The following is a 15,606-nucleotide window of genomic DNA, read 5'->3' on the forward strand; positions in this document are numbered from 1 at the left end:
GGGGGGATGTGGATTATTTATAATCTTTTAAGACAGATTTTCTTCCTATAGCTACTGTAATGTAGTCTTTCTCTAATTTTGGAGAGCGTGCAGGTGAATATTCTCTTCCATAGAAGATAATTTGTAAGTGGAGTTTGTTCCACAATTCACGCGGGAAAATTTTCTTGGCGTCTTTTTCTGTTTGATCTACACTTTTACCATTCGTGAGTCCCCAACGGTACATAAGCCTGTGTATATGTGTATCTACAGGGAAAGCAGGAACTCCAAAAGCTTGTGCCATTACAACACTTGCCGTTTTATGCCCCACACCTGGTAATTCTTCCAAATCTTCAAAACTTTGAGGAACTTTGCCCTGGTGTTTGTCGAGTAAGATGTGAGAAAGGTCGTAGATAGCCTTTGATTTTCGCGGTGATAAACCACAAGGTTTGATAATTTCTCGAATTTCTTCAACGTCGAGTTTAACCATGTCTGCCGGGTTATTCGCTTTGGCAAACAACTTCGGTGTAATTTGGTTAACGCGTTCATCTGTACATTGCGCAGATAAAAGAACAGCGATTAATAAGGTGTATTCATCGGTGTGATCTAAGGGAACTGGAGTTTCGGGATATAATTTTTCTAATTCTTCAACTACAAATTCAGCTTTCTCTTTTCTTGTCATGCTATTTTACCTTAAATCCGTTTTTGATAAATCTAACAAATTCTTTAAAAGTACTTTTATCAGTAACGATTTTAGATACTAGTTTTCCTTTACTTAATTCCTCTTCTTTTTCGATTTTCTTAGGTTGCAGTTTAACACCATTTTCTGGTTTGGGCGTGTTTTCCTCACCGGCTATTTCAGCTTCTTCTTGAGCCATAAGCTCCTCAAAATGTTTCTCGTGTTTGGCAACTTTATCTGCTTTGGCAAAATGTCTATCTGCTTTTTCTTTATAGCCTTTTTTCTCTAGTAAAATACCTAAGTTATTATTGGCTACCGCATCATCAGGGTCTAACTGCACCGCGATTTGATAGTCCGCTATGGCTCCATTTGTATCACCATAAAAGTCTTTGGCGTAAGCGCGCGAGGCATACCTGTAACTGTATTCTGGATCTAATTCTACTGCAAGGTTAAAATCTTGCATGGCCAAATGCTCCTGTTGCAAGTGAATGTAAAGTACAGCTCTATCATTGATAATCTGCGCATTGTTGGGATGTTCCTCCAATGCTTTAGCAAAGTGCCTTAAGGCTTTGTCTAGTTCTTTGGTATCGATGAATTCCTGAGCTTTTTTATGATTCGCGTTGACAAACATTTTCTATCTTCGTTTTATGGAACACAAAGTTAAGGACTTTCCGCAATATCGCAGGCTGTTTAATGGTAAGTCATATTACAAAATAACGAGTAGTAGTGAATTTGTTGAATTACAGCAGGTAGGAGAGAAATGGTTTTGTTATCAAATAAAAGCGGCGCAATATTTCGAAATACTGCGCCTGAATGATATGTTGGAAACTAGTGATTTGTATTTAGAAATTCCAGCTCAGGAATACTTAACTATTGAACAACAAATCGCTGACTAGTTATAGCTTCTTTCGTTGAAATTACCAATTGATAAACTCCTTCCTTGAGGTGGTTTATGTCTATATTTTTCTTATCCTCAACTTCTAAAACAAGTTGACCCAGTAGGTCATAGATTTCAACCTTAAACTTTTCTTGGTCGAAAAGTAGAGATATGCTTGTCGAACTAGGGTTCGGGAAAATACTCGCTTCTATTGTGTTAAAGCTTGCCGTGCTTAAGGTGTTCCTAGGGTTGGGATGTTGCCATTTGCGCAAGAACTTCCAGGTTTCTATAAAGTGATTAAAATCGTTTACGGGTTGTATGTAGAAATCGTGATCTCCACCATTGGTTCTCCAGTGTTCTAAAGAACCGTCTGCAGTACATCCGTTGTAAACAAATCTATCGGTTGTTAAGCCATCATTGGCAATATCGGCAATTCGTGTAGAGTCCATGCTTCCATCGCAGGTTTTTTCATTTTCCCACCAAGCTATGGTTTCTGTTGCCAAACTTAGTGTTGGTAAAGGATTACTGTCGTAAGGAACTGTTGCATCGTCCGTTCCATGGAAATGTATAATGGGGGTAGAGTAGGAAGGGTCACAATCGGCCATTACACTTGTGGCCATAGGACCAAAAATACAACCGATGGCTGCAAATCTGTCGTTAAGGTCACATGCCAATCGGTAACTCATAATACTCCCCATAGATACTCCAGCCGCATAAACTCGGCTCAGGTCTATGTTATACATTAACATCGCTGTGTCTATCAGAAGGTTACTGAAATAAATATCCTCAGCCATAGGTGATAACCCTGTTTCGTTGTTCCAACTTGTTTGACCAAAGCTATTGGTTAATCCTTGAGGATACATGAGTATAAGTCGTGCAGTATCAGCAATTGCATTAAAACCAGCAAAAGTCAAGGTCTCATTATTCATGGTTAAACCATGGTAAACAATAACCAAAGGAAGTGACTCTGTTTGAGGGTCAAAATTTACGGGTAAATAGGTTATAAAATTTCTATCTACACCATTTACATCTAGTGTATCTGAGAATTGTTGTGCTTGTGCAGTACAAATACTACACACAAATATGAAGAGTAGTAAGGCTTTGTGCATGAACTTTCAATTTTGTTCTAAAGTTAGGGAATAAAAGTTATCAACTTAAAGGAAAGTGACAGTGTGTATATAAAATTTTGTGTGTCAGTAGATAAAGTTGTAAATTGAAGGGTAAACCAAAAAAAGAGAAGGACTATGAAGAAACGAAATTTTACGTTTAGATATGGCCTCTATATTTACTTAAGTATAGTTGCTTTTTTTGCCCTAATGAAAGTGTTTAATCTAGAGGATGTAAGTGAGTTGAGATTATTCAATTTTGTGTTTGTGATTTATTTCGTGAATAAATTGATCGTACGAAATTTCATAGAGGATGATAAAGTTGGATACCTTTACAATCTCCGCACTGCATTTGGTGCATCTGCCACTGCTGTTTTTTTAAGTTGTGCGAGCATGTTAGTATACACCACCTTCGTTTCTCCCGAATTTCCAGAGGTTTTGGAAGGAAGTTTTTTATTCGGTAGAAATTTGACAGGTATGCGTGTAGTACTCGTGTTATTTTTGGAGGGAATGGCCTCTTCAGCAATTGTGGCTTTTACATTGATGCAGTATTGGAAAAATTATAAGCGGGAACACAAAAATGTCGCTTTAGATTAAGATCTAAATATAGCGCGGCCTTAAAACCGCACGAATCATTGAAAGGTGGGAGTTTTACTTCCACCTTTCTCTTATTTTTGTAGCGCGCAAAATGACCAATTTTAGAAAAATAATACACGTAGATATGGATGCGTTTTACGCGTCTATAGAGCAGCGTGACAATCCTGATCTAAAAGGTAAGCCCGTTGCAGTAGGAGGAAATGCTGAGCGTGGAGTTATAGCCGCGGCCAGTTATGAAGCCAGAAAGTTTGGTGTGAAATCGGCTATGAGTTCGATGAAAGCCGCACGAATTTGTCCGGATTTGATTTTTGTTCCGCCTCATTTTGATAAATACAAAGCTGCGAGTCAAGAAATCCGATCCATATTTCAACGCTACACAGATCTTATAGAACCCTTGGCGCTGGATGAGGCGTTTTTGGATGTAACCGACCATCCCATGCAATCAGCAACTTTTATTGCGAAAGCCATTAAGAATGATATTTACGAATCTTTAGGTTTGGTGGCCTCTGCAGGAGTTTCTTATAATAAGTTTTTGGCAAAAATTGCTTCTGATCAAGACAAGCCGGATGGATTGTTTGTCATAGCACCCGAGGAAGGGGCAGACTTTGTAGCGCAACTTTCAGTAGATAAATTCTTTGGTGTAGGTAAGGTGACGGCCCAAAAGATGAAGGAGTTAGGGATCTATTTTGGTAGAGACTTGCTCAAATTTAGTGAACAAGAGTTGAGTACCTATTTTGGAAAGGCGGGACACTTTTTTTATCAAATCGCCAGGGGTATAGATCATCGCCCCGTTAAAGCGCACAGAGAACGAAAAAGCATAGGTGCAGAGCGAACTTTGAGTGAAAATATTTTGGAGAGAGATGAAATTGAGTTTCAATTGAAAAAAGTAGTCGATGCACTTTGGAAACGCTACGAAAAAGCCGAAAAGAAGGGTTATACCTTATCCATTAAACTGAAGTTTTCTGATTTTACCCAGCTAACAAGAGCATTTACAGGAAATAAGGTCATACAAACAAAGGCCGAAATATGGAATCTTTCTCTTCAGTTAATTGTAGAGAATTACGACAGAAAAATGCCTCTACGCCTGTTGGGTGTTGCAATATCAAATTTTACAGATGAAGGAGATGAGCGAAAGGAAGAGTTTGTTCAATTAAGCTTGCTCTGATTTTCCTCGGTTGAAAAGTATCCAAAGCAAAGAGAATAGAAAAGCGTAAGCAGTGAAGAACAAAGCGCTCATCAAAAAGTCGGCATTGGAAAATATCTTTTCAGGAACTTTGCCCTGAACAACCGCATTTATAGGATTAATTCCAACAGCAAGCCACAAAGAAATGTAGGCAGCGCTAAAGGAAAAATTAAGAAGGTGTTTAACAATAACATTCTTGCTTTTGTGTATACCAAAGAATTTAAAAGGATAAAAGAGTAGGTACTTAACCACGCGCTCCAATAAAATAGCACCTACTATGATGAGTAGCCATTTGATGGGGACCTGTATCTCTTGTGTAATTTGGTAATCGAGTAAATAAGAAGGAACCCAAAGGATGAGTAAGGTGAGAAAGCCTATGAATAAGGACTTGAGCATGAAGTAATCTTATAAAATGAAAGGAAAAACTGCCGGTCTTTCACCAACCGGCAGCAAACATTTAATCTTTGTCTTTTTCTTCATCCGGATCTGTAAACTCGTTGAGTTTTTCACCGATGAAGGTACCTTGTATAATTTGATTTTGGAAATCTTGCATCGCACCAGGAGAGTGCGGAATTAAGATAGAAGTGTTTTTAGAATTAGATCCAACATTATTGATGGTGTCGAAATATTGCGTTAACAATACAAACTGCATTACCTCTTCATGAGATACATTTTTCAAGGTTTTCTGGAAATCTTCTACAGATTCTTTAAAACCACGAACAATTTCTAAACGCTGACGAGCAATACCTTCTCCCGATAGACGCTTAGATTCGGCCTCTGCTTCAGCCTCTGCAATGATGGTGATTTTTCTTGCCGCCGCAACTTCCATGGCCGCTTCTTTATCTCTTTTTGCAGCATTAATTCTGTTCATAGATTCTTTAACTTTATGGTCGGGATCTATATCTGTTATCAAGGTTTTGATAATGGTATATCCAAACTCCTCCATGATTTCAGCAATGTTAATACGCACGGCCTTGGCGATATCATCTTTCTTGGCGAAAACATCATCTAATTCTAATTTTGGAACTTCGGCTCTTACATCATCAAATACGTAAGAAGCGATCTGACCTCTGGCGTTATCTAAAGAGTAAAAGGCATCTTTTACTTTTTCTCGCGTCACTTTAAACTGCACCGAAACCTTTAAATTTACGAACACATCATCCATAGTTTTGGTTTCAACCCCCACATCCAACTGTTGCACCCTAAGGTTAACGATATCTACTTTTCTATCGATGAAAGGAATGATGAAGTGAAGTCCTGAAGGACATATTTTATTGAATTTTCCTAAGCGTTCAATTACGGCTGAACTCTGTTCTTTTACAATGACTATACTCTTGAAAATCAAACCGAAAATAACGGCGATTATAGCAGCATTGAAAATTAAGTCTGTTTGTTGCATGATTTAATGTTTTTTCTAAATGTAAAGATTAAATTTGGATAATAATGGTATTTATGTCAAAGAAATTAGCAGAAATTTATGAAGGGCTAATTTTAATGACAAGTAGAACAAAGATTGCAACGCGAAATGATACATATAGGAATTAATGGTTTTGGAAGAATAGGTCGTTATTTAACACGATTGATTTTAGATAGAGAAGACATTAATGTGGTTCAGGTAAATGACCTTGCTGATATAGAAACCTTGGCGCATTTGTTAAAGTATGATAGTGTTCATAGGGGATTGAAGCATAGTTTTAAAATAGACGGTCAGCGTTTAGTTTTTGAAAATGGGAAGCAAATTACTTTTACCCAGTACAAAGATCCAGCTCAAATTCCTTGGAAAGAATTGGGCGCTGAAATAGTTGTGGAGTCCACAGGTATTTTTAGGACAAAAGAATTAGCATCTCAACATTTGAAGGGGGGAGCCGAGAAGGTGATTATTAGTGCCCCAGCGAAAGGTGAAGATGTGAAAACGGTAGTGTTGGGAGTCAATGATGATTTGCTCGTTGGAGATGAAAGTGTAGTATCGAATGCTTCCTGTACAACAAATTCTGCGGCGCCAATGATTAAGGTAATTAAGGAGTTGTGCGAAATAGAAAGTGCGTACATAACAACTGTTCACAGCTACACAACCGACCAACGCTTGCACGATGCACCGCATGCCGATTTAAGAAGGGCCAGAGCGGCTGCACAGTCTATCGTTCCAACGACAACTGGAGCGGCGAAGGCATTGACCAAAATATTTCCAGAGTTAGAAGGTTACATGGGTGGATGTGGAATTCGCGTACCTGTTCCCGATGGGTCGTTGACAGATTTAACAATTAACGTAAAATCTAATCCACCGAGTGTGGAGGCTATCAATGCAGCGTTTAAAAAAGCGAGTGAGGCAGATTTAAAGGGAATTTTAAGTTACATAGAAGATCCCATAGTTTCTACAGATATACTTGGAAACTCCAACAGTTGTGTGTTTGACAGCTTGCTTACCTCTGTGGTTGGTAATATGATCAAAATTGTGGGTTGGTACGACAATGAGGCAGGGTATTCTAACCGTTTGGTAGATTTGATTGCAAAAATAGCCTAGAATGAAAGTTGCATTCGGGGTTATTTTAATGTTGGTCCTTTTTTCAGCGTGTGCTACCCGTTATCAGAAATTGGATAGTGAAAATCCTGTACTTCAGATTTATAAGGTAGCACCTCATACCTACAGACATGTTAGTTTTTTGGAGACGGAGCGTTTTGGAAAAGTAGCATGTAACGGAATGATTGTGATAGACCAAGACGAAGCTGTAGTTATAGACGCCCCTACCAATGATGAAGCAGCAGCTGATTTACTGTATTATGTGAAGAATGATTTGAACGCTGAAGTAAAAGCTGTTGTTGTTACTCATTTTCATGAGGATTGCTTGGGAGGTTTGAAATCCTTTCACGAAAAAAATATTCCCTCTTACGCCTATTTCTTAACGCAAGAGTTGGCTAGAAAAAATGGAGAGGAAATTCCGCAGCATACCTTTAAAGATTCGTTAATGCTCGCTGTTGGAAAAGAAAAATTGAACGTTTACTATTTAGGTGCAGGTCATACCGCGGACAATACAGTAGTCTATTTTGAGCAAGATCAAAGTCTGTTCGGAGGATGTTTGGTGAAAAGTCTAGGTGCGAGCAAAGGTAACTTAAGTGATGCGCGCGTTGAGGATTGGTCTACAACTATTGAACATGTGGAGGAGAAGTTCACGCATGTAAAACACGTCATTCCTGGTCATGGTAAAGATGGGGGAAAGGAATTATTGACTTATACCAAAGAACTTTTTGCTTTGTAGTTGAAGTATTGACGGTGAAGTTATGATTTAAGGATACAGGGATTCAAAAATTTAAAGATTCAACAATTCAAGGATTTATCCCTCGGGTTCCTTAATTCAAAGATTGGAAGATAAAGAGATAGTGTTGAGGTCTAAGTAAAGACTTTAAGATGTTGATTCAACCAAATCCATCCTAGTGATACAAGCATCTAAAATTCTTTCTCCAAACAGGGATGGGATGAAAAGCTTGGTGTAGCATGGGGTTAGTTATGCTCCTTAGGCAGGGGCGACATACAGAAGCCACTGCATAAGTTGCAGAACTTAGGCCTTGGTAGCCAACTTGTAAGTACAGCCCGGCTGTTTGCCAAAAACATAGCATATTCAAGGATTCAAGGATTCAACAATTCAAGGATTCATTAATTTGAAGATTCATATCTCGATAGTTCGGCTCCGCTCACCTCGATTTCGCTCAGCACAACGCACCACAACGCTCGCTCGAGAACCTTCTATTTACGAGGATAAAGTATTGCTTAGGAATCTCTGAGAATCCTTTGATATTACTTCAACCTTGTTTTGTCTAAAAATCAAAAAGTCTAGGCGTCTAGAAATCTAGCCATCTAGAAATCTAGAGAGCTATCTAACTTATTAACACCCTGTAATGGATTAATTATCAATTCAGAAGACAGAATAAATTTTGTTATATCTGAGAAAACTCCCTATCTTTGCAGTCCATTTAGGAAAAATGTTACGAATCCTGCGTTAAGTAACTCATTATTAATTTCTTTTGGAGGTTTGCAGGATTACCCAAAATACAATTATTATACGCCATTATGGCTGAAAACAAAATTTTAGAGCAGGGATCTGCTGATTTCGATTGGGAAGCTTTAGCAAATGAGGGTTACTCATTAGCACAAAAAGCAGAGTACGCTGAGACTTACGAAGCAACTTTAACTTCTATCAACGAGAAAGAAGTTATCAAAGGAACTGTTGTTGCAGTTACTAAGAAAGAAGTTGTTGTAAACATCGGGTACAAGTCTGAGGGAGTAGTTCCTATCAACGAATTCCGTTACAACCCAGATTTAGCGGTAGGTGACGAAGTTGATATTTACGTTGAATCTCAAGAAGACAAGTACGGTCAGTTAGTAGTTTCTCACAGAACTGCACGTATGCACAGTGCTTGGGCTAAAGTGAACGAAGTATTGAAAACAGGAGAGGTTATCACTGGTTATGTTAAATGCAGAACTAAGGGTGGTCTTATTGTTGACGTATTCGGAATCGAAGCCTTCTTACCAGGATCACAAATTGACGTTAAGCCAATTCGTGACTACGATATCTACGTTGGTAAGAACATGGAGTTCAAAGTTGTTAAGATCAACCAAGAATTCCGTAACGTTGTTGTTTCTCACAAAGCGCTTATCGAAGCTGAGCTTGAAGAGCAGAAAAAACAAATTATCTCTGGACTTGAAAAAGGTCAGGTATTGGAAGGAACTGTTAAAAACATCACTTCATACGGTGTATTCATCGACTTGGGTGGAGTTGACGGTTTAATCCACATCACAGATTTATCTTGGGGTAGAGTTAATCACCCAGAGGAAATCGTTGAATTAGATCAAAAATTAAACGTTGTAATTCTTGACTTCGATGATGACAAGAAGAGAATTGCATTAGGATTGAAACAATTACAACCACATCCATGGGACGCTTTATCAACTGACTTAGCTGTTGGAGATAAAGTTAAAGGGAAAGTTGTTGTATTGGCTGACTACGGTGCGTTTGTTGAAATCGCTCCAGGAGTAGAAGGTTTAATCCACGTTTCTGAAATGAGCTGGTCTCAACACTTGAGAACTGCACAGGATTTCTTAGCTATCGGAGACGAAGTTGAGGCTGTTATTCTTACTTTAGATAGAGAAGAAAGAAAAATGTCTCTAGGTATTAAGCAATTGATGCCAGATCCATGGGAAGGAATTGCTGAGCGTTACCCAGTTGATTCTAAGCACAACGCAAAAGTTCGTAACTTCACTAACTTCGGTGTATTCGTAGAATTAGAAGAAGGTGTTGACGGATTGATCCACATTTCTGATCTTTCTTGGCAAAAGAAAATCAAGCACCCATCTGAATTCTGTAAGGTAGGTGATGCAATGGAAGTTGTTGTATTAGAAATCGATAAAGAAAACAGAAGAATTTCTTTAGGTCACAAGCAGTTAGAAGAGAACCCATGGGATGTATTCGAAACTTTATTCGGTGAAGGATCAGTACACCAAGGTACAATTATCGAACAAAAAGATAAGTCTGGAATCGTTGCTTTACCATACGGTGTAGAAGGAATTTGTCCTGCTAAGCACATGCGTAAAGAAGACGGATCTAACGCTAAGGTTGACGAAACTTTAGATTTCAAAGTGATCGAGTTTAACAAAGACGCTAAGAAAATTGTTGTTTCTCACGTTAGAACTTTCGAAGAAGGTGAAGACAAGCCATCTACTTCTGCAAGAGGTGGTAAGAGAAGTGGAGGAGGAAACTCTAAAGCTGTTGAGAACTTGAATAAGAGCAATGAAAAATCTACATTAGGAGATTTAGATGCATTGGCTGCTTTGAAAGATAAAATGGAAGGAAAATAATCCAACCGATTTATAAAACAGATCTCTGTTAGAAGTCCCGACCAAGTAATTGGTCGGGATTTTTTATTTAAGGATTTAAGATCCACTTGCGTGGACTTTAAAGATTTAAAATAGTTTGAGTATCACCTTGGGTAGATGAAAGAATGAGCTTTCATATTATTCAAATCAATTCATTCTCCGATTTCTTAGATGAGTAAACACGGAGGTTCAGGATGGGAGTTGAGTGGCCGTATTATAACAAAACATTTTATATTTTACTATTTCTGCTTACGCAATACCCACACTCAAAACTGACTCCTATTCCATAATTTTCACCGGCTTCTTGTTCTCATCTATAGCCACAAAAGTGAATTCACCACTTACGGCTTTTTCTCTTTCTTCCGTATACATTTGCTCAATGTAGATATCCACCCTTACTTTTAAACTTGTGTTTCCGGTGTAAGTTACTTTTCCTAATAATTCTATAATGGTTGCTGCAGGAATGGGCTTTTTAAAGTCAATTCTATCACTACTTACAGTAACCATGCGCTGGCGACTAAAACGCGTAGCTGTAATAAAAGCAACCTCGTCCATCAATTGCATGGCTGTACCTCCGAATAGGGTGTCGTAATGATTCGTAGTATTGGGAAATACCGCTTTGAATATGCGTGTTTCAGATTTTTGGATTCTTTCTTCCTTTGTCATTTTATTTTCTCTTAATGTGGCGTTAAACGCCGTTGTTACATTTTATTCGGTTCTTAACAGACCATGCTTGCGAGAAAATAAGGGAAAGGGTGTAACATGAAGAAGTGAAGATTTCACATCTCCTATAGGGATTTATTCATGTACTCAACCTGACTCATAGCTTCAAATCGCGAAAGCATCGTCAATTAGAAGAGGCAGGTCTCCTGACTTATAACCCTTTAACTTCCTTCCCATTCTTATGTTTTAGAACAGTGGATAATCGTTAAAGCTTCTTTGTTACTTACAGTTGCGCGACAGTTCATGATTTACACATGATTCCCTTTTCATTTGCGTTAAGCAAAACCTTTTCTTGTTTTAAAAAGAACTTCTGGCGGCGAAAGTAGTAAAATTATGTGGGCAAAGACGAAGATTCAAAGATTCAAGGATTCAACAATTCAAAGATTCATCCCTAGGCTTCGCGGGAGAACTTTTTATGTAAGGGTTTAAGGGTGGAATTGCACGTTCGAAGTTAAAAGTGCGGTGCATTGTCATTTTATAACTCTCTTTTTCTTTTGGCTATCCTTACATTTGTCGCACGCTTTTCGGAACCTACAGAAAAGAATAAAGAGCATGAACACACACAAAGTAGCATATTCAGTTTTAGACCTTGCCGTAGTAGCCCAAGGTAATAGTATACAAGAAACCTTACACCGTTCTTTGGCCGTTGCCAAGGCAGCCGAAGCGAGTAATTACGAGCGTGTTTGGTACGCAGAGCACCACAATACAGAAAATGTAGCGAGTACCGCTACTTCCTTATTGATAGGGTACGTAGCCGAAAATACCGAACGCATACGTGTAGGTTCAGGTGGTGTAATGTTACCGAATCATTCTCCATTAATCATTGCAGAGCAGTTTGGGACTTTGGCACATTTGTATCCGAATCGTATAGATTTAGGTTTGGGGAGAGCACCAGGTACTGATCAGGCAACAGCACATGCTATACGTGCAGATTTTATGCAGGCGGCGCAATCTTTTCCCAGAGAAATTGAGAAAATAGAAACTTACTTTTCTGAGGCAAATAAAACTTCCAATGTAAGAGCCGCCATCGCGGAGGGAACCAATGTTCCCTTATATATTTTAGGTTCGAGTACAGATTCTGCACATTTGGCGGCTGCAACGGGTAAACCTTATGCATTTGCGAGTCACTTTGCGAGTACGTATTTACACCAAGCCTTGGAGATTTACAGACAAGAGTTTAAACCATCAGAAGAAATAGATAGACCTTATACAATTGCCGGTATCAACGTTTTTGTCGCCGATACAGACGAACAAGCCGAAGCCATGTTTACCTCCCTAATTCGTTTGTTTGTAAGTATATTGACAGGGTCTAGAGAATCTATACAAGCACCGGAACCTATGAATCAAGAATATGCTGAATTGTTCCAGCATCCTCGCGTAAATCAGATGATCAAGTACTCTTTTGTAGGAAGTAAAGAAAGCGTGAAAACACAAATGCGCCAATTTTTAAACGAAACGGGTGTGGATGAAGTCATTACGTCAACGAATGCTTACTATGTGGAAGACAGAATCAAATCTGTGCAGTTATTTGCAGAGTTGATGGATGAATTGAATGAAGAGAGAATGGGGGAGTAGAATTTACTTCTTTTAAGATATAGGAACGGGAATGACGAAGGAGTTGTTCCTGTTTTTTATGAATTGATTTTATTCAATTCTTAGTTCTCCACTTTCAAAATCATAAATTATTTTTTCGGGTTGACTGCTTAGGGGGAAGTAATTAATAGAGAAAAATGTTCTTTTGGTTTGGTAATTAAAGTAAATGGCATCTTTAGAGCTTGTTTGAAGACATGTTTCTTCCGTTATTTTTGTGCTGTCTATTGTAGAATAAATTTCCTTTAATTCTAATTTATAAAAACTATTACTCATGGCACTTCTACAATGGTCTGTGAGCGTATCTTTCATTTGGCCATTCAAAAGTATACCTGAATCGGAAAGTAGAGCTAAGTATCGTTTACTTGTATCACTATTTTTTAATTCAAAGTTTACGTTTCCGCTGATGAATTTGCCCAAGGCTACATCTTGAATATTAAATGCACTACAACAGGCGATGTAAAAGAGACGGTATTCTTTCGGTTGACTGATGTTACAGAGTAGGGTGTCAAAATTATTTCCCCATCCAAATAAAATAGTATCCATCTGTTGAGCATTTACCCTCACCTTAACAGTGTCCGAAAGGAAGGTCATTTTTTGCCCATTGATGTACCATTCTTGCTGGGTTACATAATTTGGTAAGTTTTGTGTTTTATGATTTCTTTCCAGGAACAACCTTGTGGAATCTATGGTGAAAATTGCGTAATCCTGCGCGTTAATTACATTAGGCAGTAGAAAAGCCATAAGTAAGAGTAATTTAAATAATTTCATAGTATCAAGTGATTGATTCTCTTTTTAAAAGATAGGATTACTAACAGTAACAACTCAAAATTCGCACATAGAAACTTTTAACTGATTTATTACTCCATCAAAACAAACTGCCAATTCACTCCAAACTTATCCGCACACCAACCGAATTTTCTTCCAAAGCCATAGTCGCCTTCTCCTTTATAATCGTCTAAGGGTACCATAACTTGACCGCCCTCGGTTGAAAGTTGATTGTACAAATGTTGAAGTTGCTCCTCTGAATTATCTCGTACAAGTATCGATACTCCTGGAGTAAAACCCCATTCATGGTTGTAATTGCTTTCTGAAAGCAAGTAGGAAGTTCCATTCAAAGTAAACTCCGCAAACTTGATCAAATCAGGTGCGCCGCCAGGTTCTCCCTCTTTATAATGATCTAAACGTTTAATCTCTGAATTAGGGAAAAGGGAAGTGTAGAGCTCAATTGCTTCTAATCCTTTACCACATTGGCCGCCTACGAAAGTTAAGAAGGATGTTGTTTGCATAGTTTTTAATATTGGTAAAGATTTAATTTTTCACCTTGTCTCATACAAAAGTACTCAGATTATAATTAATTAATACGTATGCCTCTTGTATGGAAAATTGAAGATTTCCGAAAGTTCCGAAAGTGTTTTGGTGTTATTTTCTATAAGTAAGAGTGTGGGATTTTCTTGCACAACTTTACAATCCATGTTTTTTTGAATTTCATCAAGATTGGGTACATAAGCATTGTAGAGCAAAACATTATTTCTAACCTTATTCTTTTCTTCTTCAAATACCCAAGTTCTACGTTCGTAAACGTTCATTACTGTGTTTTGTGCATTATCTTCAAGTATAGGGCAGCCGTAGTTGTATAGTCCTATTTCTGCAGCATTGATTTTCCAGTCAGCTATATAAACCACAAGATCAACATCATATTTTGCAACGATGTGTTGGAGTTCATCGCATCCTTCTTGGAGTTCATTTATATCCTTTATGGCTATGGGACCAAAATTTGTGGTTTGGGTGTGCTTTTCAACAATAGAGGAGCTTGTAGTGATTTTACGAATACCTACAAAGAGAACAAGTGTCAGTATTATCCAATTCCAGTTCCTGCTATTTTTAGGTTGAGGATTTAACCAAAATAGAGCTAACCCTAGCAGTAAAGGAAGGGCTAAAAACATACGGACAGAAGAAAGAAATAGCACACCGATGTCATCGTGGATTTTGTGTACTCCCAGTGAAAGTAGAATGAAAATTACTCCTAAAATGATACTCACTCCTTTTTGCCAATTTTTGCGCATGATCAGGTATCCGATGACTAAAATTACAGGTAAAACCAACCAATTTCCACTCCATATTACGGGAGTGAGGTACCGAAAGAATTGATCCAAATGTTGAAAGGCCTCTACTATGAGCTCAAGATAAAAATCCATTCTTCCTAAAGCATGTGTTAAATAACTCGGGTTGACCACATAGAAATTATTGGCAAAATACATGAGTAGAAAGGTGGGTAGGGCAGCAAGGAGAGTTCCGATGTAGAAGGTGATGGATTTGTAATTTAAAAAGAAGAGGTACAGACAAACGGGCAGACTAAAAACAACGGAATTTGCATTGAACCAAAAGCCCAAAGAGCAAATAAGTCCTAAGAGGTAGAAAGAAGATTTTTTTTGCGGTTGGAGAAGAGGGTAGATTAAAAATGAACAGATAAAAATTCCGCTGGTAAAACCTCTTGTTAATGAGGTAAGTATGTCGTATTCTGTAGCTAGGGTAATGGGAATCAATAAAAAGAGATAAGCCGGATAATGGTAGTGTCTTTTAAACAGTACAAAAGCGATAAAAACAAAAGGAAAAACACCCACAAAGCTTGAAACAATGGGCAATGCAAGTTCTACAGAAACTCCCAATTTTATTAATGGAAGAGCCAACAAAGCTTCCAGCATAGGGTTGTAGTTTTGACCGTAGAAGTAAGGTTCATGAAATATTCCTTGGGCATAATCTGTTGCGCCTTGCCAATAAATCAGAGCATCATTACTAGTAAACTCAAAACTGTAGTTTACTAATACTATGGTTTTAAGCACCAGTAATACAACTACCAGAAATCCAAAAAGGAAAGGTGGTTGGTGGAGTTTGGAAGTGATTTTTTGCTTAAGGCTGGTGTTCATTTTCTACGTGATTTCAGGTATGTTCTTTTCATGTTAATTTGAATCTCGAATCTTAAATAGTCACTTTGGGCTCCTAAATTAA

General features: G+C 38.1%; 16 protein-coding genes and 1 riboswitch. Of the genes, 7 read left to right on the forward strand and 9 right to left on the reverse strand.

Features of this window, described 5'->3' with window-relative positions:
- Positions 1 to 13: 13 nt before the first annotated feature.
- Both nth and BM327_RS01145 read right to left on the reverse strand, forming a co-directional pair.
- The gene (nth, locus tag BM327_RS01140; RefSeq protein WP_090245405.1) at positions 14 to 658 is read right to left on the reverse strand and encodes an endonuclease III; all 645 of its coding nucleotides are present in this window, start codon (positions 656 to 658) and stop codon (positions 14 to 16) included.
- 1 nt (position 659) lies between these two features.
- Complete coding sequence (locus BM327_RS01145; protein ID WP_090245408.1) at positions 660 to 1,286, reverse strand: tetratricopeptide repeat protein; 627 nt, start codon at positions 1,284 to 1,286, stop codon at positions 660 to 662.
- Between the two features lie 16 nt (positions 1,287 to 1,302).
- Here BM327_RS01145 and BM327_RS01150 point away from each other — a divergent pair, with 16 nt between their 5' ends.
- Entirely contained in the window at positions 1,303 to 1,551 is a 249-nt protein-coding gene (locus BM327_RS01150) for a hypothetical protein (protein WP_090245411.1), read from the forward strand.
- Here BM327_RS01150 and BM327_RS01155 read toward each other — a convergent pair.
- Positions 1,526 to 2,641, reverse strand: coding sequence for a T9SS type A sorting domain-containing protein (locus BM327_RS01155; RefSeq protein ID WP_090245414.1), 1,116 nt, complete (start codon positions 2,639 to 2,641; stop codon positions 1,526 to 1,528). The two genes, BM327_RS01150 and BM327_RS01155, sit on opposite strands and share 26 nt — an antisense overlap.
- 135 nt (positions 2,642 to 2,776) lie before the next feature.
- Here BM327_RS01155 and BM327_RS01160 point away from each other — a divergent pair, with 135 nt between their 5' ends.
- Positions 2,777 to 3,235 (forward strand): hypothetical protein, encoded by a 459-nt coding sequence (locus BM327_RS01160; RefSeq protein ID WP_139230197.1) that lies wholly within the window; start codon positions 2,777 to 2,779, stop codon positions 3,233 to 3,235.
- A gap of 91 nt (positions 3,236 to 3,326) precedes the next feature.
- On the forward strand, positions 3,327 to 4,400 hold the full coding sequence (gene dinB, locus BM327_RS01165; RefSeq protein WP_090245419.1) for a DNA polymerase IV: 1,074 nt from the start codon (positions 3,327 to 3,329) through the stop codon (positions 4,398 to 4,400).
- Here the strand turns inward: dinB and BM327_RS01170 are convergent.
- Positions 4,386 to 4,814 (reverse strand): hypothetical protein, encoded by a 429-nt coding sequence (locus BM327_RS01170; RefSeq protein WP_090245422.1) that lies wholly within the window; start codon positions 4,812 to 4,814, stop codon positions 4,386 to 4,388. The genes dinB and BM327_RS01170 overlap by 15 nt on opposite strands.
- A gap of 61 nt (positions 4,815 to 4,875) precedes the next feature.
- Positions 4,876 to 5,817: an SPFH domain-containing protein gene (locus tag BM327_RS01175; protein ID WP_090245424.1), complete on the reverse strand. Its 942-nt coding sequence runs from the start codon at positions 5,815 to 5,817 to the stop codon at positions 4,876 to 4,878.
- Positions 5,818 to 5,943: 126 nt separating this feature from the next.
- Between BM327_RS01175 and gap the strand changes: the two genes are divergently transcribed.
- The 3 genes from gap to rpsA all read left to right on the forward strand — a co-directional run bounded on the left by gap (position 5,944) and on the right by rpsA (position 10,266).
- Positions 5,944 to 6,939 carry a type I glyceraldehyde-3-phosphate dehydrogenase gene (gene gap / locus BM327_RS01180; RefSeq protein WP_090245426.1) on the forward strand — a complete coding sequence of 332 codons (996 nt, stop codon included), beginning with the start codon at positions 5,944 to 5,946 and terminating at the stop codon, positions 6,937 to 6,939.
- 1 nt (position 6,940) lies between these two features.
- Positions 6,941 to 7,672, forward strand: a complete 732-nt coding sequence (gene bla / locus BM327_RS01185) for a subclass B1 metallo-beta-lactamase (RefSeq protein ID WP_090245428.1) — start codon at positions 6,941 to 6,943, stop codon at positions 7,670 to 7,672.
- Between the two features lie 809 nt (positions 7,673 to 8,481).
- Positions 8,482 to 10,266, forward strand: a complete 1,785-nt coding sequence (rpsA, locus tag BM327_RS01190) for a 30S ribosomal protein S1 (RefSeq protein ID WP_090245431.1) — start codon at positions 8,482 to 8,484, stop codon at positions 10,264 to 10,266.
- 297 nt (positions 10,267 to 10,563) lie between these two features.
- Here rpsA and BM327_RS01195 read toward each other — a convergent pair whose 3' ends face one another.
- Positions 10,564 to 10,950, reverse strand: a complete 387-nt coding sequence (locus tag BM327_RS01195) for an acyl-CoA thioesterase (protein ID WP_090245434.1) — start codon at positions 10,948 to 10,950, stop codon at positions 10,564 to 10,566.
- A 176-nt stretch (positions 10,951 to 11,126) separates the two neighbouring features.
- Positions 11,127 to 11,312: riboswitch (cobalamin riboswitch) on the reverse strand.
- Between the two features lie 247 nt (positions 11,313 to 11,559).
- Here BM327_RS01195 and BM327_RS01200 point away from each other — a divergent pair.
- Positions 11,560 to 12,582, forward strand: a complete 1,023-nt coding sequence (locus BM327_RS01200; protein ID WP_090245435.1) for an LLM class flavin-dependent oxidoreductase — start codon at positions 11,560 to 11,562, stop codon at positions 12,580 to 12,582.
- Between the two features lie 69 nt (positions 12,583 to 12,651).
- On the opposite strand, the gene BM327_RS01205 is transcribed toward BM327_RS01200, so the two are convergent.
- From BM327_RS01205 to BM327_RS01215, 3 genes are all read right to left on the reverse strand, one after another.
- Positions 12,652 to 13,368 carry a hypothetical protein gene (locus tag BM327_RS01205; RefSeq protein ID WP_090245438.1) on the reverse strand — a complete coding sequence of 239 codons (717 nt, stop codon included), beginning with the start codon at positions 13,366 to 13,368 and terminating at the stop codon, positions 12,652 to 12,654.
- Positions 13,369 to 13,457: 89 nt separating this feature from the next.
- Positions 13,458 to 13,886 carry a VOC family protein gene (locus tag BM327_RS01210; RefSeq protein WP_090245441.1) on the reverse strand — a complete coding sequence of 143 codons (429 nt, stop codon included), beginning with the start codon at positions 13,884 to 13,886 and terminating at the stop codon, positions 13,458 to 13,460.
- A 69-nt stretch (positions 13,887 to 13,955) separates the two neighbouring features.
- Complete coding sequence (locus BM327_RS01215; protein ID WP_139230198.1) at positions 13,956 to 15,524, reverse strand: hypothetical protein; 1,569 nt, start codon at positions 15,522 to 15,524, stop codon at positions 13,956 to 13,958.
- Positions 15,525 to 15,606 lie beyond the last annotated feature (82 nt).

This window comes from Lishizhenia tianjinensis, from assembly GCF_900116425.1.
GTDB lineage: Bacteria > Bacteroidota > Bacteroidia > Flavobacteriales_D > Crocinitomicaceae > Lishizhenia > Lishizhenia tianjinensis.